Origin of the sequence: Streptomyces sp. V4I8 (assembly GCF_041261225.1) — a bacterium.
In the GTDB taxonomy this organism is placed as follows: Bacteria; Actinomycetota; Actinomycetes; order Streptomycetales; family Streptomycetaceae; genus Streptomyces.
This window is the reverse complement of record NZ_JBGCCN010000001.1, coordinates 3,719,130-3,739,130: the sequence shown is the minus strand read 5'-3', so window position 1 is coordinate 3,739,130 and position 20,001 is coordinate 3,719,130. Positions and strand designations below refer to the sequence as shown.

General features: G+C 71.0%; 17 protein-coding genes and 1 pseudogene. 6 read left to right on the top strand and 12 right to left on the bottom strand.

Going from position 1 to position 20,001, the window contains the following annotated elements; translation table 11 throughout:
* Positions 1–2: 2 nt before the first annotated feature.
* The gene (locus ABIE67_RS16930; RefSeq protein WP_370258012.1) at positions 3–1,424 is read right to left on the bottom strand and encodes a sugar ABC transporter substrate-binding protein; all 1,422 of its coding nucleotides are present in this window, start codon (positions 1,422–1,424) and stop codon (positions 3–5) included.
* A 173-nt stretch (positions 1,425–1,597) separates the two neighbouring features.
* Between ABIE67_RS16930 and ABIE67_RS16925 the strand changes: the two genes are divergently transcribed.
* The 3 genes from ABIE67_RS16925 to ABIE67_RS16915 are packed head-to-tail and all read left to right on the top strand — an operon-like array spanning position 1,598 to position 4,509.
* Complete coding sequence (locus ABIE67_RS16925; protein ID WP_370258011.1) at positions 1,598–3,067, top strand: FGGY-family carbohydrate kinase; 1,470 nt, start codon at positions 1,598–1,600, stop codon at positions 3,065–3,067.
* The gene (locus ABIE67_RS16920; RefSeq protein WP_370258008.1) at positions 3,064–3,717 is read left to right on the top strand and encodes a histidine phosphatase family protein; all 654 of its coding nucleotides are present in this window, start codon (positions 3,064–3,066) and stop codon (positions 3,715–3,717) included. Before ABIE67_RS16925 ends, ABIE67_RS16920 begins: the two co-directional genes overlap by 4 nt.
* 12 nt (positions 3,718–3,729) lie before the next feature.
* The gene (locus tag ABIE67_RS16915) at positions 3,730–4,509 is read left to right on the top strand and encodes an SAM-dependent methyltransferase (protein ID WP_370258006.1); all 780 of its coding nucleotides are present in this window, start codon (positions 3,730–3,732) and stop codon (positions 4,507–4,509) included.
* A 122-nt stretch (positions 4,510–4,631) separates the two neighbouring features.
* On the opposite strand, the gene ABIE67_RS16910 is transcribed toward ABIE67_RS16915, so the two are convergent.
* A complete protein-coding gene (locus ABIE67_RS16910; RefSeq protein WP_370258005.1) occupies positions 4,632–5,273 on the bottom strand; it encodes a superoxide dismutase in 642 nt (213 codons plus the stop codon).
* A 103-nt stretch (positions 5,274–5,376) separates the two neighbouring features.
* Here ABIE67_RS16910 and ABIE67_RS16905 point away from each other — a divergent pair, with 103 nt between their 5' ends.
* Positions 5,377–5,532, top strand: a complete 156-nt coding sequence (locus ABIE67_RS16905; RefSeq protein ID WP_370258001.1) for a tetratricopeptide repeat protein — start codon at positions 5,377–5,379, stop codon at positions 5,530–5,532.
* Here the strand turns inward: ABIE67_RS16905 and ABIE67_RS16900 are convergent, their stop codons facing one another.
* The 8 genes and pseudogenes from ABIE67_RS16900 to ABIE67_RS16865 form a co-directional block, all read right to left on the bottom strand.
* Complete coding sequence (locus tag ABIE67_RS16900; RefSeq protein ID WP_370257997.1) at positions 5,533–6,927, bottom strand: amino acid permease; 1,395 nt, start codon at positions 6,925–6,927, stop codon at positions 5,533–5,535.
* 121 nt (positions 6,928–7,048) lie between these two features.
* Positions 7,049–7,987: a TauD/TfdA dioxygenase family protein gene (locus ABIE67_RS16895; protein WP_370257992.1), complete on the bottom strand. Its 939-nt coding sequence runs from the start codon at positions 7,985–7,987 to the stop codon at positions 7,049–7,051.
* A gap of 12 nt (positions 7,988–7,999) precedes the next feature.
* Positions 8,000–9,340, bottom strand: a complete 1,341-nt coding sequence (locus ABIE67_RS16890; protein ID WP_370257988.1) for an LLM class flavin-dependent oxidoreductase — start codon at positions 9,338–9,340, stop codon at positions 8,000–8,002.
* Positions 9,341–9,530: 190 nt separating this feature from the next.
* The gene (locus ABIE67_RS16885) at positions 9,531–10,247 is read right to left on the bottom strand and encodes an ABC transporter ATP-binding protein (protein ID WP_370257984.1); all 717 of its coding nucleotides are present in this window, start codon (positions 10,245–10,247) and stop codon (positions 9,531–9,533) included.
* Positions 10,223–11,080, bottom strand: a complete 858-nt coding sequence (locus ABIE67_RS16880) for an ABC transporter permease (protein WP_370257980.1) — start codon at positions 11,078–11,080, stop codon at positions 10,223–10,225. Before ABIE67_RS16880 ends, ABIE67_RS16885 begins: the two co-directional genes overlap by 25 nt.
* Before the next feature lie 5 nt (positions 11,081–11,085).
* Positions 11,086–12,153 (bottom strand): ABC transporter substrate-binding protein, encoded by a 1,068-nt coding sequence (locus tag ABIE67_RS16875; RefSeq protein WP_370257976.1) that lies wholly within the window; start codon positions 12,151–12,153, stop codon positions 11,086–11,088.
* 220 nt (positions 12,154–12,373) lie between these two features.
* Positions 12,374–13,587, bottom strand: a pseudogene (locus tag ABIE67_RS16870) (ROK family protein).
* A gap of 79 nt (positions 13,588–13,666) precedes the next feature.
* A complete protein-coding gene (locus ABIE67_RS16865; protein WP_370268666.1) occupies positions 13,667–13,753 on the bottom strand; it encodes a putative leader peptide in 87 nt (28 codons plus the stop codon).
* Positions 13,754–14,025: 272 nt separating this feature from the next.
* Here ABIE67_RS16865 and ABIE67_RS16860 point away from each other — a divergent pair, with 272 nt between their 5' ends.
* Complete coding sequence (locus ABIE67_RS16860; protein WP_370257972.1) at positions 14,026–14,604, top strand: biotin transporter BioY; 579 nt, start codon at positions 14,026–14,028, stop codon at positions 14,602–14,604.
* Here ABIE67_RS16860 and ABIE67_RS16855 read toward each other — a convergent pair.
* Positions 14,594–15,919, bottom strand: coding sequence for an FAD-binding oxidoreductase (locus tag ABIE67_RS16855; protein ID WP_370257968.1), 1,326 nt, complete (start codon positions 15,917–15,919; stop codon positions 14,594–14,596). The genes ABIE67_RS16860 and ABIE67_RS16855 overlap by 11 nt on opposite strands.
* Positions 15,920–16,102: 183 nt before the next feature.
* Positions 16,103–16,831: an LPXTG cell wall anchor domain-containing protein gene (locus tag ABIE67_RS16850; RefSeq protein WP_370257964.1), complete on the bottom strand. Its 729-nt coding sequence runs from the start codon at positions 16,829–16,831 to the stop codon at positions 16,103–16,105.
* A 295-nt stretch (positions 16,832–17,126) separates the two neighbouring features.
* On the opposite strand from ABIE67_RS16850, the gene ABIE67_RS16845 reads away from it, so the two are divergent.
* Complete coding sequence (locus ABIE67_RS16845; protein WP_370257961.1) at positions 17,127–19,952, top strand: protein kinase; 2,826 nt, start codon at positions 17,127–17,129, stop codon at positions 19,950–19,952.
* Positions 19,953–20,001 lie beyond the last annotated feature (49 nt).

Below are 20,001 nucleotides of genomic sequence, written 5' to 3'. Positions count from 1 at the left end.
GGCTAGCCCACCTTGTCGGCGAGGTCGCCCGCCAGCCCGTCGAGCACCGACTTGGCGCCCTGGCCGCCGTAGATCTCCTGAAGGGCGGACGCCCAGCTGGTGGTCGCGTCGAAGAACTGCGCCTGCGGGGTGAACTGGATCTTCGTCTGGTCGACGACCGTCTCGAAGGTCTCGATGAAGCCGGGCAGGTGTTTCATCTTGTCCTTGTAGGCGCCGTCGTCGGCGATCGACCTGCGCACCGGGTCGATGTGGTTGTGTGTGATCGCACTCTTGAGCAGGTGCTCCTTGCCGGTCGCCCACTGCAGGAACAGCCAGCTCGCGCTCTTCTTCTTGCTCTTGGCGTTCATGCCGAGCGACCAGATCCACATGTTGGTGGCCAGCGATCCGTCCGGTCCCTTCGGGCCGGGATGGAAGGCGATCTTTCCGGAGGCGGGGCTCGCGCCCTCGACCGCCTGGAAGTAGGCGGCCGTGTCCGCGTCGAACAGCATCCCGGCCTTCTTCGCACCGAGGTCGCTGGAGCACTGGTACCAGGTGTACGACGTCCAGGACGGCGGCCCGCCCTGCTTGACCATGCCGGCCCAGTCCTCGGTGAACGCGACGGCCTCGGGGCTGTTCATGGCGGGTGTGAGCTTCCCGCCCTCGACTGTGAAGTCCTTCAGCCCGTTGCGGGCGTACATCGTCATGAAGCCGGGGTGGATCGTCGCCCAGCTCCGCGACCCCCGTACGGCGATCCCGTACATGCCGTCGAAGCCCGCGCCCGGCGCCTTCCGCTTGATCGTGCGGGCGAGTTCGCGCAGTTCGTCGAAGGTCTCGGCGGGCTTGAGGCCGAGCTTCTTGAAGACGTCCGTGTTGTAGGCGACGACGTTGGTCTCCCACCCCCACGGCAGCGCGTACTGGCCGCCCTGCCCGAGCGGCGCGCCCGCCTTCAGGGACCACTGGTCGGCCTGGAGGAGGTTCGGGAAGAAGTCGGCCTGGTCCCATTCGGAGCCGGTGGCCGAGGAGTTGCGCATCCAGGGGCCGAGGTCCTCCAGCCAGCCGGGCGGGCCGTACTGCCAGACCATGTAGGCGCCCAGCATGAAGACGTCGTAGGAGGCGCGCCCGCTGGACAGGTCGACGGTGAGCTTGTCGAAGTAGTTGTCCTCGGGGAAGACGTCGTACTCGACCTTGATGCCGGTCTTCTCGGTGAAGGACTTCAGGTCGGCGATCAGGGCGTCCGTGTAGGGGTGCTTGTTGAGCAGCGCCTTGACGGTCGTGCCCTTCTCCCGTTTCCAGTCGAAGGAGCCGGTGACGTCGTCCGCGGCCGAGCCGTCGCTCTTGCTGTCGTCACCGCCGAATCCGGCTCCGCAGGCCGCGAGCAGCGGGGTCGCGGCGGCCGCGGCCGTCAGGGCCAGGAAGCGGCGCCGGTCGTGCACGTGCATGTCCATCCGTGACCTCCACGTGGGGTTCGGCCATCCGGGGGGTGCTGGTTAACACGGCGAGTCGACTCGTTAACAGAGGGTGGAACGGCGGAAGTTGGGCGTCAATCCCTCGCGCACGGGAAAATCTCAGGGCAGAGTGAGAAGTTCACGACTCGGATCGCGATGTACGGGAGGTCCGGATGGTGCACGAGCACTTCGAGGGCGAGGCCTGGCTCGGAATCGACCTGGGCACCCAGAGCGTCCGGGTCCTGCTGGCCACCGGGGACGGCACCGTCCTCGGCAGCGGATCCGCGCCCCTCGGCGGGCGGCGGGACGGGGCGCGGCACGAGCAGGATCCGGCCGAGTGGTGGGACGCCCTGTGCACGGCGTCCCGTGCCGCGCTGCACGGGCGTTCGCGGCTGCGGGTCGGCGGGCTCGCGGTGTGCGGGACGTCCGGGACCGTGCTGCTGACGGACGGGGCGGGGCGGCCGATGAGCCCCGCGCTGATGTACGACGACGGGCGCGCGACGGCGGAGGCGGCGCGGGCGAGGATGGCGGGGCTGGGGGTGCAGGACACCTGGGCGCTGCCCAAGGCACTGTGGCTGACCGGGGCGTACGGGCAGGGACGGATCACCCACCAGCCGGACCTGGTCGTCTCCCTGCTCACCGGCGAGCTGCCCCCGGCCGACTCCAGCCACGCCCTCAAGACGGGCTACGACCTGGAGCGCGACGCCTGGCCGTCGATGCTGCCCCGCCTCGGCCTGTCCGACACCGCCATCCCGGACGTCGTCCGCCCCGGCACCCCCCTCGGCGAGGTCTCCGCGACTGCCGCCGAGGCCACCGGCATCCCCGCCGGCACCCCCGTCCTGGCCGGGATGACCGACGGCTGCGCGGCCCAGATCGCCTCCGCCGCCCTGCGCCCCGGCTCCTGGAACTCGGTGCTCGGCACCACACTGGTCCTCAAGGGCGCGTCCGCCAGCCCCGTCCGGGACCCGACCGGCGTGGTCTACAACCACCGTGCGCCGGACGGGAGTTGGCTGCCCGGCGGGGCTTCCAGCGTGGGCGCGGGGGTACTCACGGCGGCGTTCGCGGGCGCCGACCCGGCGGCGATGGACGAGCTGGCCGCCGCCCATGAGCCGTCCGGCGCCATCACCTACCCCCTCGTGTCACCCGGCGAGCGCTTCCCGTTCCTGGCCCCGGACGCCTTCGCGCTCGTCCTGGGCGAACCCGAGTCGGACGCCGACCTGTGGGCCGCGCTCCTCCAGGGCGTCGCCTTCACGGAACGCCTCTGCCTGGACTACCTGCACCACCTGGGCGCCCCTCTCGACGGGCCCCTCACCTTCACGGGCGGCGCCGCCCGCAGCCCGTACTGGAACCAGCTGCGCGCCGACATCCTGGGCCGCCCGGCCCGCGTACCGGAGCAGACCGAACCGGCCCTGGGGATGGCCGCGTTGGCGGCGTACGGCGCGGGCGCGGCACCGGATCTGGCGGAGGCCGCGGAGGGCATGGTCCGCATCGGCACGACCGTCGAGCCCCGCCCCGACCGGACCGCCCGCTTCGCCGAGCCGTACGCCCGCCTGATCGACGAACTGACCACCAGGGGCTGGCTCCCGCCCCCGGTCGCGGCGCACGCGCTGGCCCGCCTGGACGGGGATACTGCGGAATCATGAGCGCCGGCACGAGCACTGATACGAGCAGGGGTACGACGCTGCTGCTGGCCCGGCACGGGCAGACGATCTGGCACGCCGAGAACCGCTACGCCGGGATCAGCGACGTGCCCCTCACCGATACGGGCCGAGCCCAGGCCGAGGCCCTCGGCCGCTGGGCCGCCGCCCACCCCGTCGACGCGATCTGGACCTCGCCCCTCTCGCGTGCCGTGGTCACCGCCGACCCCGCCTGCCGGGCCCTCGGTATCGCCCCGCACCGCGAACCCGGCCTGCGCGAATGCGACTTCGGCGTGCTGGAGGGCCGTACGCTCGCGGAGTTCGCCGCCGAGGACCCGGTCGCCGCGGAGGCCTTCCGCGCCGACCCGGTGGCCCATCCGTTCCCGGACGCGGAGAACCCGGCCGCCGCCGCCGAGCGCGGTGCCGCCGCGCTGCGCCGTATCGCCGCCGCCCACCCGGGTGAGCGGGTCCTCGTGGTCGCCCACAACACGCTCTTCCGCCTGGTGCTGTGCACCCTGCTGTCGATCCCCGCCGGGGAGTACCGCAGAGTGTTCCCCCGGTTGCGCAACGCGGCGATCAGCGAACTCCTCATGAAATCCGACGGATCCGCAGCACTTCTCTCCCTCAATGTGCCGTGCGAGCCGGACATCTCGTAGCACCATGTGCCCATGACGGAGATCGACACCTCGGTACCCCACTCGGCCCGCATCTGGAACTACTGGCTGGGCGGCAAGGACAACTACCCCGTGGACGAGGCGGCCGGCGACGCCTACACCGCCGTCTTCCCCGGCATCGTCACCATCGCCCGCAGCAGCCGTGCCTTCCTGGGCCGCAGCATCCGGTACCTGGTCACGGAGGCGGGCGTACGCCAGTTCCTCGACGTCGGCACGGGCCTGCCCACCGTCGACAACACCCATGAGGTCGCCCAGCGCATCGCCCCCGAGTCGAAGATCGTCTACGTCGACAACGACCCGCTGGTCCTGGCCCACGCCCGCGCCCTGCTCACCTCGACGCCCGAAGGTGTGACGGCGTACGAGGACCTGAGCCTCTACGAGCCGGAGCAGATCCTGGAGGCCGCCTCCCGGACCCTCGACCTCTCCCGGCCCACGGCCCTGATCCTCAGCGGCATCCTCGGCCACGTCGCCGACTACGAGCAGGCCCGCGACATCGTCCGCCGCCTTCTGGCCGGCCTGCCCTCCGGCAGCTACCTCTCCCTCAACGAGGGTTCCCGCGGCACCGACCCGGCCTACGAGCAGGCCCAGGACGCCTACAACGAGACCGGCGCGGTCCCGTACTTCCTGCGCCCCGTCGACCAGATCGCCGCCTACTTCGAGGGCCTGGACCTGGTGGAGCCCGGCCTGGTCTCCGTCCCGCTGTGGCACCCCGAGCCGGGCGACGAGGACCCCCGGCCGATCGGCCAGCACGGCGCCCTGGGCCGCAAGCCCTGACGCCCGCCTGCGCTGCACGGGGAAGCCCCCGCGAGTCACGTCCTCGCGGGGGCTTCCTTCATTCCGCCTGCCATGCGTGAAAGGTGAGAAGACGATCACGAGGCAGGACGCCGGGGGCGCCGCTAGGGCGCGAGCAGCAGAACGTCCGTACGGGACTTGGCGGCCTCGTAACGCCGGGCCACGTCCTGCCAGTTGACGACGGCCCACATGGCGTCGATGAAGTCGACCTTCTGGTTCTTGTACTGCAGGTAGAAGGCGTGCTCCCAGGCGTCGAACACGAGAATCGGCGTGGCGCCCTGGCCGACGTTGCCCTGGTGGTCGTAGACCTGCTCGACGATCAGCCGCCCGCTCAGCGGCTCGTACGCCAGCACACCCCACCCGGAGCCCTGCGTGGTCGCGGCGGCCTTGGTCAGCTGCGCCTTGAAGCCGGCGAACGACCCGAACGACTCGGCGATGGCGTCCGCCAGCTCGCCCACCCCGTCGGCCGCGAGCGGCTCGCCGCCGCCGTCACCGGTCATGTTGTGCCAGTAGATGCTGTGCAGGATGTGCCCGGACAGATGGAAGGCGAGGTTCTTCTCCAGGCCGTTGACCGACCCCCACTGCTCCTTGTCCCGCGCCTCCGACAACTGCTCCAGCGTGTCGTTCGCTCCCTTGACGTACGCCGCGTGGTGCTTGTCGTGGTGCAGCTCGATGATCTCGGGGCTGATCACCGGCGCGAGCGCGGAGTAGTCGTAGGGCAGTTCCGGGAGTGTGTAGACGGGCATGAAGGGTCCCCTCAGAGCTTGTTGCAAGTCTCTTGCAATAACAAGCTAGCAGCAAGAGGGAGGGAATGTGCGGCCGGGCGCGCGAATGGGAATGCGCCCGCGGATGGTGGGTTTGCGGGAGCTGGGGCGGACCGAGGAAGCCGTCGCGGCGCTCGAAGAGGTCATCGAACGCCGCGAGCGGGCGCTCGGTCCCGAGCACCCGCTCGTCGCGAGCAACCGTGTGTGGCTCACCGAGTGGCAAGCCGAAGCGCAGCCCTGATCAGCCCTTGACGCGCGCCCGCTGCCACGCGTACCCGGCCACCGCCAGGAACACCGTCATCCCCCCGGTCGAGTACAACTGCACCCGCGTATCCGGCTCCCGAGCCATCAGCACGAAGATCGCCGCCATCCCCGCCAGCGCGACCCACGTCAGCACCGGGAACGCCCACATCCGCACGACCAGCTTCTCCGGGGCCTCCCGCTCCAGCCGGCGCCGCAGCCGCAGCTGGGAGACGGCGATGAAGATCCAGACGACGAGGATGACCGCGCCGATCATGTTCAGCAGCCAGGGGAAGACGTCGTCCGGCCGCCAGTAGCTCAGCACCACGCACACGAAGCCGAACACCGACGACGCGAGGACGGCGATGCGCGGGACGCCGCCCGAGACGCGGCCCAGTGCCGCAGGTCCCTGTCCGCGCTGGACGAGGGAGTAGGCGATGCGCGAGGAGCCGTAGATGTTGGCGTTCATCGCGGACAGGAGGGCCACCAGGACCACCACGTTCATCACCTGGCCGGCGCCGGGGATGCCGAGGTGGTCGAGGGTGGCGACGTACGGGCCCTTCTCGACGACCTCCTTGGAGTCCCAGGGGACCAGGGTGACGACGACCGCCATCGAGCCGATGTAGAAGAGGGCGATGCGCCACATGGCCGTGCGCACCGCGCTCGCCACGCCGCTGACCGGGTTCTCCGACTCGGCGGCGGCGATGGTGACCGTCTCCATGCCGCCGTACGCGAAGACCGAGGCGAGTAGGCCGATGATCAGGCCCTCGCCGCCGTTCGGGAAGAAGCCGCCCTCGCCGGTGAGGTGGGCGGTGCCCGGCGCGTCCGTGCCCGGCAGGACGCCGGCGATCGCCAGGCCGCCCAGCACCAGGAACAGCGCGATCGCGCCGACCTTCAGCGCGGCGAACCAGAACTCGAACTCGCCGAAGTTCTTCACGGCGGCCAGGTTCGCGCCGCAGAAGACGACCATGAACAGGGCCACCCACGCCCACTCGGGCGTATGCGGCAGCCAGGTCGTGACGATCTTCGCGGCGCCGATGCCCTCCAGGCCGACGGCCGTGCAGAGCAGGACCCAGAAGGACCAGCCGGCCGTGAAACCGGCCCACGGGCCGATCGCCCGCTCGGCGTGCGCGGAGAAGGAACCGGAGGAGGGGTACGCGGCCGACATCTCGCCGAGCATCCGCATCACCAGCATCACGAGGAGGCCGGAGAGGACGTAGGCGATGACGATCGACGGGCCGGCGGCGGCGATACCGGCGCCGGAGCCGACGAACAGGCCCGCCCCGATGACACCGCCGAGGGCGATCATCGACAGGTGGCGCTGCTTGAGACCGTGGTTCAGTCCGGGGGAGACGCCGTCCGCCGTCGCGGGCGTCTCCGTGGAGGTGCTGGGCATGGGCGCGGCTCGTCCAATGCGTGAGAGGGCAAAAAGCGCCCACAGTCTGGGCAGCCTCTCCGCTCAGAAGGAGAGGCTGCCCAGTATGCGGACACTCACCGCACCGTGGGTGATCCGCCGGTCACGCGGCGGCAGGGGTGGGTGTGGCGACCGGCGTGTAGTGGGAGGCGTCCCCCTCGATCGAGTAGCTCGCCTTGCCCTCGATGCCGACCGGCACGTCACCGGCCAGGGTCACGCGGTGCAGCCGGCGCGGCAGGTCGTCGTAGTTGTCGACGGCGTAGTGCTGGGTGATGCGGTTGTCGAAGACGACCAGCTGGTTCTCGGACCAGCGGTGGCGCAGGATGTTCTCCGGCCGGGTGACGTACGCCTGGAGCAGGTCGAGGATCTTGCGGGACTCGCCCGGCGAGAGGCCCACGATCCGCTGGGCGAACCCGCCGACGAACAGACCGCGTTCACCGGTCAGCGGGTGGACGCGGACCACCGGGTGGACCGTGCGGTACTTGATCGACGTGAACTGGGCGCGCTGGGCGGCTTGTTCGTCGTCGACCTCCTCGTCCGGCACCGCGTAGTCGTAGTCGTTGGTGTGCTCCGCCCACAGGCCGTCGGCCAGCTTCCGCAGCGGCTCGGGCAGCTGGCGGTAGGCGGCCGCCGAGCTGGCGATCAGGGTCTCGCCGCCGTACGGCGGGATCGTGATGCTGCGCAGGGTGGTGGCCTGCGGCGGGTTGAGGACGAAGGTCACGTCCGTGTGCCAGTGGTTGGCGGCACGGCCGCGCTCGCTGTCGACGGGCAGCACGTTCGGGACACCGGCGACGGAGGAGACCGTCGGGTGGGCGGTGGTGACGTCGCCGAAGTGGCGGACGAAGGCCTGATGGGACGCGTCGTCGAGGTTCACGTCGTCGAAGACGAGGGCCTTGTGGATGTTGAGGGCCTCGCGGAGCGCGGCGACCGTCTCCGCGCCGAGGGGCTGAGAGATGTCGACGCCGGAGACCCGGGCGCCGATGTGCGCGGTGACCTTCTGGATGCCGATGGAGCCGATGGAGCCGATGGAGTCGATGGACATGAGCTGGTCCTCTCAGACGAGGGCGGTTTCCCGGACGGTGTACTGGTTGGCGGGGCGCGGCAGGCCGTAGCGCTCCCGCAAGGTCTGGCGCGAGCCGTACTCACCGCGGAGCAGACCGCGGGCGCGCAGGATCGGGACGACGTGGTCGACGAAGGCGTCGAGGCCGGAGGGCAGGACCGGCGGCATGATGTTGAACCCGTCGGCGGCGCCCTGCGTGAACCAGGTCTCGATGGCGTCGGCGACCTGCTCGGGCGTACCGGCGAAGGTGAGATGACCGCGCCCGCCGCCGAGCCGCCCGATGAGCTGCCGCACGGTGAGACGGTCACGCCGGGCCAGCTCCACCACGAGCGTGTAGCGGCTCTTGGCGCCCTCGATGGCGTCCTCGGGCGGCAGGTCGGCGGGGAGTTCGGCGTCCAACTCCAGCGTCCCGGGCGTCAGTTGCAGCAGACTCTCCAGCCGGTCCACGCCGTGCGTGTGCACGATGTGGTCCTCCAGGACCTGCTCGGCCGCCCGCGCCTCGGCCTCCGTCGAGCCGATCACCGGGACGATGCCGGGCAGCACCTTGATGTGCTCGGGGTCGCGGCCGGCCGCCGCCGTACGTGCCTTCAGGTCGGCGTAGAAGGCCCGCGCGTCCTCGATCGTCTGCTGCGCGGTGAACACCGCCTCCGCGTACCGGGCGGCGAAGGCCTTTCCGTCCTCGCTCGACCCCGCCTGCACGAGCAGCGGGTAACCCTGCGGTGTGCGGGGGACGTTGAGAGCGCCCCCGACGCTGAAGTACGTCCCCTTGTGCCGGGGCGGATGGATCTTGGCGTCGTCACCCCACACACCGGCCGCCTTGTCGCCGATGATCGCGTCGTCCTCCCAGCTGTCCCAGAGCTTCAGCGCGACATCCAGGAACTCGGCGGCACGGGCGTACCGCTCGGCGTGCGCCGGCTCGGCGTCCAGGCCGAAGTTCCGGGCGGCCTCGGCACCGGCGGTGGTGACGATGTTCCAGCCCGCCCGGCCCCCGCTGATGACGTCGAGGGAGGCGAACTTGCGGGCCAGGTTGTACGGGGAGTTGTAGGACGTGGACGCGGTGGCGATGAGGCCGATGTGCTCGGTGGCGGTCGCCAGCGCGGTGAGCAGCGTGAGCGGCTCCAGGGCCCCGGCCGGGCGCTGGGCGAGGTTGCTCCACAGCTGGGGGCCGTCGGCGAGGAAGAGGGAGTCGAAGGTCCCGCGTTCGGCTGTGCGGGCCAGGTGGACGTAGTGGGCCAGGCTGACGTGTGCGTAGGGGTCGCTCTCGGGGAGCCGCCAGGATGCCTCGTGGTGGCCGGTGTTCATGAGGAAGGCGTTGAGATGGAGCTGTCTGGTCATGGGGGTCCCTCGGTCTGGACAGGTGGAGTGGGGGCTGATGAGCGCCGGTGCAGGCACTCTCAGCCCGTCCGGCGTTTGAGGACGAGGCCCGTTCAGGGCCGAAGCGGGGGTCCGGGGGCGGCAGCCCCCAGGGATGGGACGAGTAGGGGCGGCGGGGGCGAAAAGCGCCCGACCGCACGGCAACCGGCGCTCACCTGATGTCCTCGGTCACACCCAACGCCGCGAGCAGCCGCGACCGGTACTCGCCGCGCGCACCCGCATCCCGGTCGATCGTCAGGTCGACCCCGATACGCCCCCGCTCCAGCACCAGCACCCGGTCGGCCAGCACGATCGCCTCGTCCACGTCATGGGTGACCAGCAGCACCGACGGCCGATGCCGCTCCCACAGCTCCCGCAGCAGGTTGTGCATCTTGATCCGGGTCAGCGCGTCCAGCGCGCCGAACGGCTCGTCGGCCAGCAGGAGTTCGGGCTCCCTTACCAGCGAGCGGGCCAGGGCGGCGCGCTGCGCCTCGCCACCGGACAGCTCGTTCGGCCAGGCCCGCTCGCGGCCTTTCAGCCCCACCTCGGCCAGCGCCTCGCGTCCCTTCCGCTCCGCGTCCTTGCCGTCCAGCCCGAGGAGTACGTTGTCCAGAACCCGCCGCCACGGCAGCAGCCGCGAGTCCTGGAACACCACCGACACCCGTTCCGGCGCGCTGAGCTGCCCGCTGCCGGCGACCCGGTGGTCGAGCCCCGCGACGGCCCGCAGCAGGGTGCTCTTGCCGGACCCGCTGTGCCCGAGCAGCGCGGTGAACTGACCGGCGGGCAGGTCGAGGTCGATGCCGTCGAGGACCGTACGTCCCTCGAAGGAGCGGGTCAGCCCCCGCAGCCGGACGGCGGGGCGGGTCAGCTGCTCAGTGTGCGGCGCCACGACAGCACCCTCCGTTCGATGATGCGGACCGTGCTGTCGGAGATGAGGCCGAAGATGCCGTAGACGACGAGGCCGACGAGGATGACGTCCGTCTGGCCGTAGTTCTGCGCCTGGAACATCATGTAGCCGAGTCCGCTGGTGGCGTTGATCTGCTCCAGGACCACCAGGCCCAGCCAGGAGCCGGTCACCCCGAGCCGCAGCCCGACGAAGAAGCCGGGCAGCGCGCCGGGGATGACGATCTGCCGGATGAACCGCAGCCGGTTCAGCCCCTGCACCTCGGCGAGTTCGACGAAACGGCTGTCGATGCCGGACAGCGCGGCATGGGTGTTGAGGTAGATCGGGATGTAGACGACGATGGCGATGATCGCGATCTTGAAGGTCTCGCCGATGCCCAGCCAGAGGATGAACAGCGGGATCAGACCCAGGGTCGGGATCGCCCGGTTGAGGTTCACCGTCCCGTCGATCAGCGCCTCCCCGGTCCGGGTGAGCCCGGAGGCCAGCGCGAGGGCGACCCCGGCGGCGAGGCCGATGACGAATCCCGTGCCGGCGCGTTGCAGCGAGGTCAGGATGTCGTCGGGCAGGGTCCCCGCGGTCCACAGGTGGGCGCCGGTCTCCAGCACCGTCCAGGGCGCGGGGACAGCGCCGGGGTCCAGTGCCCCGGCGGCGGAGGCCGCGGCCCACAGGACGACGAGGAGCGCGGGGCCGACGAGCCGGGCGGCGGGGACGCGCTTGCCGGGGGAGAGGGAGCGGCGCCGGCGGACGCGATGGTCCGGATCCGGGCCCTGCTCCGGCTCCGCGAGGGGCGGTGCGGTGGTCACGGTCGTCGTGGTCATGGCGGTCACCTCCGGTATTCCGCGGGTACGGACTTCGCGGCGATGCCCTCGAAGCGGTGGTCGAAGAGCTCACCGACGTCGAACTTCTTCACGAAGCCGCCCTCCGCGAGCAGATCCGCGGTCTCCTGCTCCCACTTGATGGCCTCGTCCCAACTCGGCGGGAACAGCGGCTTGTTGGCGAGCGCCGTGATGGATTCCGCCTGGGCGAGGGTCAGGTTCTGCGTCTTGACGTAGAACTCCTCGTTCCAGGTGTCGGGGTTCTCGTACGTCCACACCTGGCTCTTGGCCCAGAACGGGATGTACGCGGCGATCGCGGCGGCCTTCGCGGAGTCGTTCAGCACCGAGACCGGCGCCCACAGCAGGTTGAGCAGGTCGACGACGTCGGTGGTGATGGTGCGGGCGCCCTTGGACCCGTACTGCGCCAGATAGGCGGGCACCTGGGTGTTGCCGAGCGGGGCGATGTCGACCTGGCCGGACTGCAGGGCGGTGAGGAACTGGTTGCTGGTCAGCGGGACCAGCTCCACCTCGTCGTACTTCAGGCCGGCCTTCTTCAGCGCCCGCAGCAGGACGACGCCCTGCGCCTGGCCCTGCGAGAAGGCGAGCCGCCTGCCCTTGAAGTCCGCCACCGACCGGATGTTGCTGCCGGGCTTGGTGGCGAAGAGGTAGTTGGGCTTGCGGGTGATGTTGATCGCCACGATCTTCGCGTCGAAGCCCTGGTAGTACGCCTGGATCGGCGGGATGCCCGCGTTGTTGGCGACGTCCAGGGACTCGGCCCGGAAGGCGTTGATGACATCGGGCCCGGCGCCGATGTTCAGCCAGTTGCCGACCTTGAAGGGCGGATCGCCCAACTTGGCCAGTCTGATCTGGAGTTGCTGGGCGTTCTGGTACGAGGCGATCTTCAGGCTGGTCCCGGCGGGAACCCTGGTGGCGAGCGGGGCGGTCGAGGCGCCCTCGCTGTCGGCGGCCGCGCTGCTCCCGGCGCAGCCGGTGAGGCCGGTGACGCCGGCCGCGGCGCCGAGCAGGGAGGTGAGGAAGAGCCGTCGGTCGACACCCGGCACGGGAGAAGAGGACATGGGAGGACTCCGTGAGTGAGAAAAGAGGGCAAGAAAGCATGCGGAATTCCGGGCAGGGGAAGCCGGAGAAAGGGAATTCACGCAGGAGGAAATGAGCGCTTCACACGCGGCGGTGGGTCAGCAACAGTGGGTGCGACAGCTCACGAACGGGCTCATGAGCAGGATGTTCCTGGTCATCGGCGGTCCCTGTCAATATTCCGAGTTTCTGAATTAAATAGCCTCAGGTGACACGCTCGAAGGGCGTGCCCAGCGGATCCCGGTACAGCACGTCCAGCGCCACCGATCCACCGGCCATGGCAAGCACGGAATCCGCGAAACTGGTCGGCACGACGGCCGCCGCCCGCTCGCTCCCCACCGCCGCGCGCAGCGCGCCCAGGCAGTCCTCCCGGCTCAGAACGCCCAACTCGGTGACGACGACCGTCTCCGGGTTGAGCACGTCGAGCAGCAGCCCCACTGCCCGGCCGGTCATCCGCGCCCGCTCGGTCAGCAGCCGTACCGCCACCGGATCCCCGCCCGCCGCCGCGCGCACGACATGCATCGGGTTCGCCCCGTCGATGATCCCGGCCTCCCGCGCCCGGCGGCACAGCGTCCGCTCGCTCAGCTCCACTTGGAGGCAGCCGACGCGCCCGCAGTCGCAGGTCTCCGTGCCGCCCGGCACCGGCAGATGGGCGATGGCGCCGGCCTGGGAGCGGGGGCCGTGATGCACCTCGTCGTGCGTGGCGAACGCCGCGTCCACCACGTTGCCGACGAACAGATGCAACACGCTCCCGCTGCCCCGCGCCCGCCCGAAGAGCCGCTCCGCGTTCACCAACGCCCGCGCGTGCCCGTCCACATGGACCGGCAGCCCGGTGTGCGCGCCGAGCACCTCCCGCACCGGCACCTCGCGCCAGCCCAGCAGCGGGTGCTCGACGACGGTCCCGGAGTCCCGGTCCACCCAGCCGCCCACGGCGACGCCGACGCCGAGCGGCCGACTGCCCGGCGCCGCGTCCAGCAGGGCGGCGAGCCCGTCGGCGGCGCGGGCGAGGACGCCGTACGGACCGAACGGATCCGTGGCTCCCGAGTGCTTCAACTCCCGCTCGGCGACGACCCGTCCGCGCAGATCGAGCAGCGCCACCGTGGTGTACGGCACGCCACGTGCACCCCGCCGACCACGAACCGGGAGTCGTCCAGGTCGAGGGGCACATGCGGCCGCCCCACACCGCCCGACTGCCGGGGCGCGGCGGCCTCGCGGATGAGGCCGAGTTCGGTGAAGCGGGCACAGTAGCCGGTCACCGAGGCCGGTGACAGCCCGGTCAGCCGGGCGATGGTGCTGCGCGCGACCGGCCCGTGCTCCAGCACGGACCGCAGGATGACGCTGGCACTGGTCCGGCGCCGGTCACGGTCGGCGATACGGGGGATGGGGGACGAAAGGGTGGGTGCCGCGGTACGGGGCATGGGGAACTTCCTCGGGAGCCGGTCCGACACTGCGCCGCGTGAGGCGGGCGAGTCGTGACCGGAGCAACCGGAGTCCGACTCACATGGGCCGGCGACAGGCGGCCGCGCCCACGCGTCGCAGGTCGACATGGCGACGCGACGAGAAGTTCAGGGACTGGGCGACCATGGCTCAAAGGGTAGGGCAGAAAAGGTGAATCCGACCAGGCCACTAGGATTCGTTTGGTGAGATCCAACAGTCCCGTCGGCAGCCCGTGAAGTGAGCGAAACGTCCCTGCCTCAGTGACCGGTATCACGCCGTACCCGGTGTAACCGGCACCCTTTGTGCAGAGTCCACCAAGCCGTCGCTCCACCCTTTGTCGAGCGCCGACGGAGATCGGCGTGCGCCCCCCGGGTTAGCGTCACGGTGTCCCTGCCTGCCCACTCACCCGCGGAGTCCCCATGAGCACCGCTGCCGCCACCGCCCGTCCCGGAGAGGTCCTCGCCGACCTGCTCCCCGCCTCCCGCGTCCGGGACGCGGCCCTAGTCCTCGGCGGCGCGGTGCTCACCGGCCTCGCGGCCCAGATCTCCGTGCCCGTGCCGGGCTCACCGGTGCCGGTGACCGGCCAGACCCTCGCGGTGCTGCTGGTCGGCACGGCCCTCGGCGCCGGCCGCGGCTTCCTCTCCCTCGCGCTGTACGCGCTGGCGGGCATCGCGGGCGTGCCGTGGTTCGCCGACGGCACCTCCGGCGCCGCGGCCCCCTCCTTCGGCTACATCCTCGGCATGATCCTCGCCTCCACCGTCGTCGGCGCCCTGGCCCGCCGCGGCGCCGACCGCACCGCGCTGCGCACCGCGGGCGCGATGCTGCTCGGCGAGGCGATCATCTACGCCGTCGGCGTCCCCTACCTGGCCCTCGCCACCGGTATGTCCGCCACCGCCGCCATCGCGGCCGGCCTCACCCCGTTCCTGATCGGCGACGCCCTGAAGGCGGCCCTGGCGATGGGCGCGCTGCCCACCACCTGGAAGCTGCTCAACCGCTGAAGCCGAAGTCGGTGCGGAAGAGGTTCGCCGGGTCGTAGCGCGACTTGATCCCGGCGAGCCTCTTCAGCGTTTCCGCGTCGTACAGCCCCTCGCCCCGATCCCCGGCCCCGAAGGCGAAGTTGACGGCCCGTCCGAGCATGACGGGTGCGAGCAGACCGAAGGCGGGGTCCAGGACCGTCCGGGCCCGCCCCCGGTCCGCCATGGTCAACAACCGCACCAGGAACCTCCCTTCGCGGTACGGCACCGAGTTCGGCGCGGGCCGGGCCAGCGCCCCGCCCAGATGGTTGACCTGGACGACACACATGGCACCGGCGGCCTCCGGACCGGTCCGCGCGAGCACACCGGCCACCGCGTCGAGGTCCCACTCACCGAGCACCGCGCTGTCCCCGTAGTAGGCGTGCGGGAAGTCAGGGTCGCTGTGGATGGTGTGACTCTCGCCGTACGGCATCTCGCGCAGCGAGTCGGACAACACCGCCCCGATCCTCCGCAACGGGGCGACGACCCGGTCCCCGTCGGCCCCGGTGTAAGCGACCCGCACCGAGACGACGTACCGCCCTCGCAACCGCGGCGGCAGCGCCGGGATGTCCGGATACGGTACGGCGGCGAAGGACGACGTCAGCCCGTCGGGCACGGTCCGCGTCCACTCCTCGTACGCCCGCAGCACCACCGCCGGATCGACGTCCCGCCCGTCGAAGGCGAGGGAACCGCCGTAGAGCGTGCGGACGGGAACGAGCCCGATCTCCATCTCGGTGACGACACCGAAGGCCCGCCCGGCGCCGAGCAGCGCCCAGTACAGTCCGGACTGCTCGGACTCCGGAGTGACATGGCGCAGCCGCCCGTCGGCGGTGACGACGTCCAGCGAGCGCACATGGTCGGCGGCGTACCCGAACTCCCGGGCCAGAATGCCCAGTCCGCCACCCAGCGTGTACGACACGGCACCGACGGACGGTGCCGACCCGTTCAGCGGTGCCAGCCCGTACGGCGCGGCGGCCGCCACGACCTGCCCCCAGCGGACGCCCGCCTGGAGACGGACGGTACGGGCCTCGGGATCGACGCGCACCCCGTCCATACGCCGGGTCGAGACGACCGCCCCGCCCTCGACCGGCCCGGGCAGCCCGTGCCCGGTGGCGTGCACGCTCAGCGGCAGTTTCCGGCCGGCCGCGTGGCGCACGGCGGCGACCACGTCATCGGCCGAGGACGCGGTGAAGACGACGTCGGGGCGCTGGACGAACCCGGTCTGAAAGCCGGCGAGTTCCTCTGAGCCGTTCCCGTTGTTCCCGTTGCTCTCGTTGTTCACGTTGTTCACGTCGTTCATGGCGCTGAGGGTGGCCGCATTACCTGACAACGGCCGTCAGGTTTTCCGACAACGAACCGGGGTGCGGTACGGGACCGCACCCCGGTCGGTGTTGCCCGGCGGCCGGTGTTGCCCGGCGGCCGGTGTCGCCCGGCAGCCGGTGCGGCTGAGCAGCCGGTGTCACCAGGGGCCGGTGGGTGATGTTCAGCCCTCCAGCGACCGCCCGGGCCGCCGCAGTCGGGACCACCACAGCCCGGCCGCGCCCGCCGCGACCAGCGCCGCGCCGGCCGCGCCCAGCGGCAGGACGTCCCGGCCGAGACCGGTCTTGGGCAGCTCGTCGGCGCCCGGGGCGACCGGCTTGTTGTCGGTGCCGAGGAGCAGCGGGGTGGCGGGGGCGTCGGGCGACGGATTCGTCGTACCGAACGGCACCGGTCCCTGCTGCCAGTACGTCTTCTTGCCGTCGCCGGTCTGGACGGGGAGACAGATCTTTCCGGCCTTGCTCAGGTCGTAGGTCGCGTCGACGGCGTACGACTTCGACTCACCGGCCGGGAGATTGTCGATGGGGCAGGCGAATCCGCTGTTCGAACCCTCGGGAAGACTGCCTTCCGCGATAGCTGAACAGCCCTCGACATTCTTGACCGTGAGGCCGTCGAAACCGACGACCAGAAGCTGGATCTTTCCGCTGTCCTTGGTCCCTTCGTTCTTCACCGTGGCGGTGATGTCGGTCTCTTTCGAACTATTGTCCACCGAGATCTTTTCGGGCAGCAGAGTCGTCAGTTTCACCCCGGCCGGCGCCTCGTCGATGACCTTTCCCCCCTTGCTGCTGCCAGAACTCTGGTCGTCCGCTCCGGCAGTGGCGGAAAGGATCAGCACTGCCGAGAAAGATGTCGCGACCAGCGATCCCGTGATGGCCGTCGTGCGACGAGAACTCATGTTCGTCCCCCTTGCCTGCGCCTGAATTCGCAGTACTCGAAGAGCTATCACAAGATTTCTCCGCACTATGCTGGTACGGCGCGAAGTGTGACCATTGTGTTTCAATGGCGAATGTCCGATGCGGCCTAGAGGGGGGTGCAGTGGATTGCCGGGGAACAAGGGAAATTCGGGAAGTGCGGGGAATTCGGGCGGCGTGGGAAATTCGGGTGGCGCGAGGAAGGGCGGGTTTCCGGGTTTACTGGTGACGGGCCGTTACCGATTGGTCGAGAGTATCGGCCAGGGGGGAATGGGGCGCGTGTGGCGAGCGGTCGACGAAATACTCGACCGTCTGGTCGCCGTCAAGGAGATGCGCATCGACGGCCTCGACCCCGAGGACACCCGCACACGCCGGGAACGCACCCTGCGCGAGGCGAGGGCGACGGCGCGGATCGACCACCCCAACGTCGTACGGGTCTACGACGTCGTCGACGAGGGCGAACTCCTCTGGATCGTCATGGAGTTGGTGGCCGGACGCTCCCTGGAACGCATCATCGCGGAGGAGGGCCCGCTGGGCCCGTGCGAGACGGCCCGGATCGGCATCGGGCTGCTCGTGGCACTGCGCCAGGTCCATGCCCGGGGGGTCCTCCACCGGGACATCAAACCGGGCAACGTCCTGGTGGAGACGGAGGTGACGCGGGCACGCGGGCGGGGCCGGGTGGTCCTGACGGACTTCGGCATCGCGGCGATCCAGGACGCCAAGGCCCTCACCATGGTCGGCATGCTGGTCGGCTCCCCCGACTACATGGCCCCTGAACGCATCTCCGGCCGCCCCCAGGGCCCCCCGTCCGACATCTGGTCCCTGGGCGCCACCCTCAGCGCGGCCCTCGCCGGCCACTCCCCCTTCTCCCGCGACACGACCCTGTCCACCCTGCACGCGGTCCTCTACGAGGAGCCCGAACTCCCACCCACAGCAGGCCCCTTGCGACCCGTCCTCACCGCCCTCCTGCAAAAGGACCCGCCCCTCCGCCCCACCCTGGACGCCCTGGAGACGGCCCTGGAGCCGGTGGCGTTTCCGGTTCCTACGCCGACGATGCCGGTGATCGGGGGAGGTGCTGCTCGGGAGGGGGTGGTTGGGCCGGGTGGTGGGGGAGGTGCTGCTCGGGAGGGGGTGGTTGGGCCGGGTGGTGAGGGAGGTGCTGCTCGGGACGGGATGGCTGAGCCGCGCGGTCGAGGAGGCGCGCCTCAGGAAGGAGTGGCAGAGCCGCGAGGTGAGGGACACGGGTCCGCAGTGGTGCCGGGGGCGGGATGGGAGCCGGAAAGTGAGGCGGGGCTTGGGCGTGGGGGGCCGGGGGGCGAGTCTGGGTCTGGGGGTGGGGGAGCGGGGCTTGAGTTTGGTGCTGGGCGTGGAGCGGTGGTTGAGGGTGGCTCTGGGCCGGACCCTGTACGTGGCTCCGGGGCGGAACCCGTACGCGGCTCTGGGCCGGATCCTGTACGTGGCTCTGGGCCGGGTCCTGTACGTGGCTCCGGGGCGGAACCCGTACGCGGCCCTGGGCCGGATCCTGTACGTGGCTCCGGGCCCAATCCCGAACGCGCGCCCGGCCCCGCCCCCAGCCCACCGTCCGATCCTGAACCGACAGGCGCGGCCCTCCACGAGCCCGAACAGACACGAGGGCCCGCCCTCGAGCCCGGCCAAGCACCTGCGCCGGCGCCCGGCAGTCAGCCAACGCATGCCACGGCACCCGAACTCCGGCCACCGCATGGCCCCGAGTCCGAGCCCGAACTGAACCTCACACATGGTTCTGCGCCCGACCCAACGCCCACACACGGCGGCCCTGGACGCGCCCCCACTCCCGCACCCGGCCCTGGACCCGACCGCACCCGCGCCCACGGCCCCGCCCCCACCCCCACACACGCCCCCCGACCTGAACCCACGCCACCGCCCCCGGCGACCCCCACCCCGGAGCCCGCAACGACGGCGCTTCCCGCCACCCCCGACCACCCCTCACCGGGATCGGCGATCCCCCGCCTCACCTGGAGCCCGAAGCCCTCGACGGAAGCCCCCACCCCCGCCTACCTGGAGGCCCTCCAAGTCCCTCCCCCCGCCGATCCGCGTCAGCCGGAAGACATACGCGACGCCATACCGCCACAGCCCTCGGCCCCGTCCAACGACGTACGGCACATCACCACCAACACCCGGCGCGACCCCACACCGACCGCCGCCCCTGCTCCGCCCCCCGACCGCACCTCTACCTCCATCTCCACCCCCACCCCGGCCCCAGACCCCCCTCGCGCCCCCAACGCCTCCACCGAACTCGCCTCCCAGCCCCGCTCGGAGGTCCGTTCACCGACCCCGACCGGCAACTCCAGCGGCGCGCCACCTCACCGCCCCGGCGTCTCCCTGGCGCGCTCCGAAGCGGTGACCGAGCGGCGGCCGGCGCCCGGGCCGGGCCAAGGGCTCGGGGGCCGACCGCACGGCGAGATGCCACCCGGCGAGCTCCCCGGCCCCGCGGTCCCGGCCGACCCCCGACGCGGGCGGCGCCGTACGCGCAAGGTCGCCGCCCTCGGAATCGTCGCCGCGGGCGCAGCCGTAGCGGTCATCCTGGCGACCACCCCAGGGTCACCCGAGGACGATCAGGCCGGCTCCGGCTCCTCGCCGTCGGCGTCCTCCCCGACCGCCGGCCCGTCCTCCACGGTCGAGGGCACATCGAGGCCGCAGATCCTGCCGCCCGGGTCGCGCCGGGAGGCGGGCGGGTTCGCGTGGGTCCCGCCCGAGGACTGGCGGCGGGACGTCAAGACCGGTTCGGAGGTGCACTACACGTCACCGGACGCCGAACAGGAACTCGCAGCCAAGTCGTCCCTGGCCCGCGACGACCTGATGGACTCCTGGCAGAAGTCGGAGGAGGACGCCCAGCAGGGTCAGCAGTACCGCAAGATCCGCCTGGAACGGACGACGTTCCGCGGGCACCCGGCGGTCGTCTGGGAGTACACCTTCACGCTCCAGGGCGCCCCCTGGCACGCCCAGCTGCTGGGCTTCACCGTGGACGGCAAGTCGTACCAGATCAACACGTGGTACCGGCCGGACATCGAGACGGAGGCGTTGAGCACCTACGAGAAGGTGAAAGACACCTTCACCGTGCTGTGACCACACGAGACGAAACGAGACGAAAGAACAGGACGAGACGAAGGGCCCC

Excerpts from the sequence above, each read along its gene's own strand:
- ABIE67_RS16930 (WP_370258012.1), bottom strand. The coding sequence starts at position 1,424 with ATGGACATGCACGTGCACGACCGGCGCCGCTTCCTGGCCCTGACGGCC.
- ABIE67_RS16925 (WP_370258011.1), top strand. The coding sequence starts at position 1,598 with ATGGTGCACGAGCACTTCGAGGGCGAGGCCTGGCTCGGAATCGACCTG.
- ABIE67_RS16920 (WP_370258008.1), top strand. The coding sequence starts at position 3,064 with ATGAGCGCCGGCACGAGCACTGATACGAGCAGGGGTACGACGCTGCTG.
- ABIE67_RS16915 (WP_370258006.1), top strand. The coding sequence starts at position 3,730 with ATGACGGAGATCGACACCTCGGTACCCCACTCGGCCCGCATCTGGAAC.
- ABIE67_RS16910 (WP_370258005.1), bottom strand. The coding sequence starts at position 5,273 with ATGCCCGTCTACACACTCCCGGAACTGCCCTACGACTACTCCGCGCTC.
- ABIE67_RS16905 (WP_370258001.1), top strand. The coding sequence starts at position 5,377 with ATGGTGGGTTTGCGGGAGCTGGGGCGGACCGAGGAAGCCGTCGCGGCG.
- ABIE67_RS16900 (WP_370257997.1), bottom strand. The coding sequence starts at position 6,927 with ATGCCCAGCACCTCCACGGAGACGCCCGCGACGGCGGACGGCGTCTCC.
- ABIE67_RS16895 (WP_370257992.1), bottom strand. The coding sequence starts at position 7,987 with ATGTCCATCGACTCCATCGGCTCCATCGGCTCCATCGGCATCCAGAAG.
- ABIE67_RS16890 (WP_370257988.1), bottom strand. The coding sequence starts at position 9,340 with ATGACCAGACAGCTCCATCTCAACGCCTTCCTCATGAACACCGGCCAC.
- ABIE67_RS16880 (WP_370257980.1), bottom strand. The coding sequence starts at position 11,080 with ATGACCACGACGACCGTGACCACCGCACCGCCCCTCGCGGAGCCGGAG.
- ABIE67_RS16875 (WP_370257976.1), bottom strand. The coding sequence starts at position 12,153 with ATGTCCTCTTCTCCCGTGCCGGGTGTCGACCGACGGCTCTTCCTCACC.
- ABIE67_RS16865 (WP_370268666.1), bottom strand. The coding sequence starts at position 13,753 with ATGGTCGCCCAGTCCCTGAACTTCTCGTCGCGTCGCCATGTCGACCTG.
- ABIE67_RS16860 (WP_370257972.1), top strand. The coding sequence starts at position 14,026 with ATGAGCACCGCTGCCGCCACCGCCCGTCCCGGAGAGGTCCTCGCCGAC.
- ABIE67_RS16855 (WP_370257968.1), bottom strand. The coding sequence starts at position 15,919 with ATGAACGACGTGAACAACGTGAACAACGAGAGCAACGGGAACAACGGG.
- ABIE67_RS16850 (WP_370257964.1), bottom strand. The coding sequence starts at position 16,831 with ATGAGTTCTCGTCGCACGACGGCCATCACGGGATCGCTGGTCGCGACA.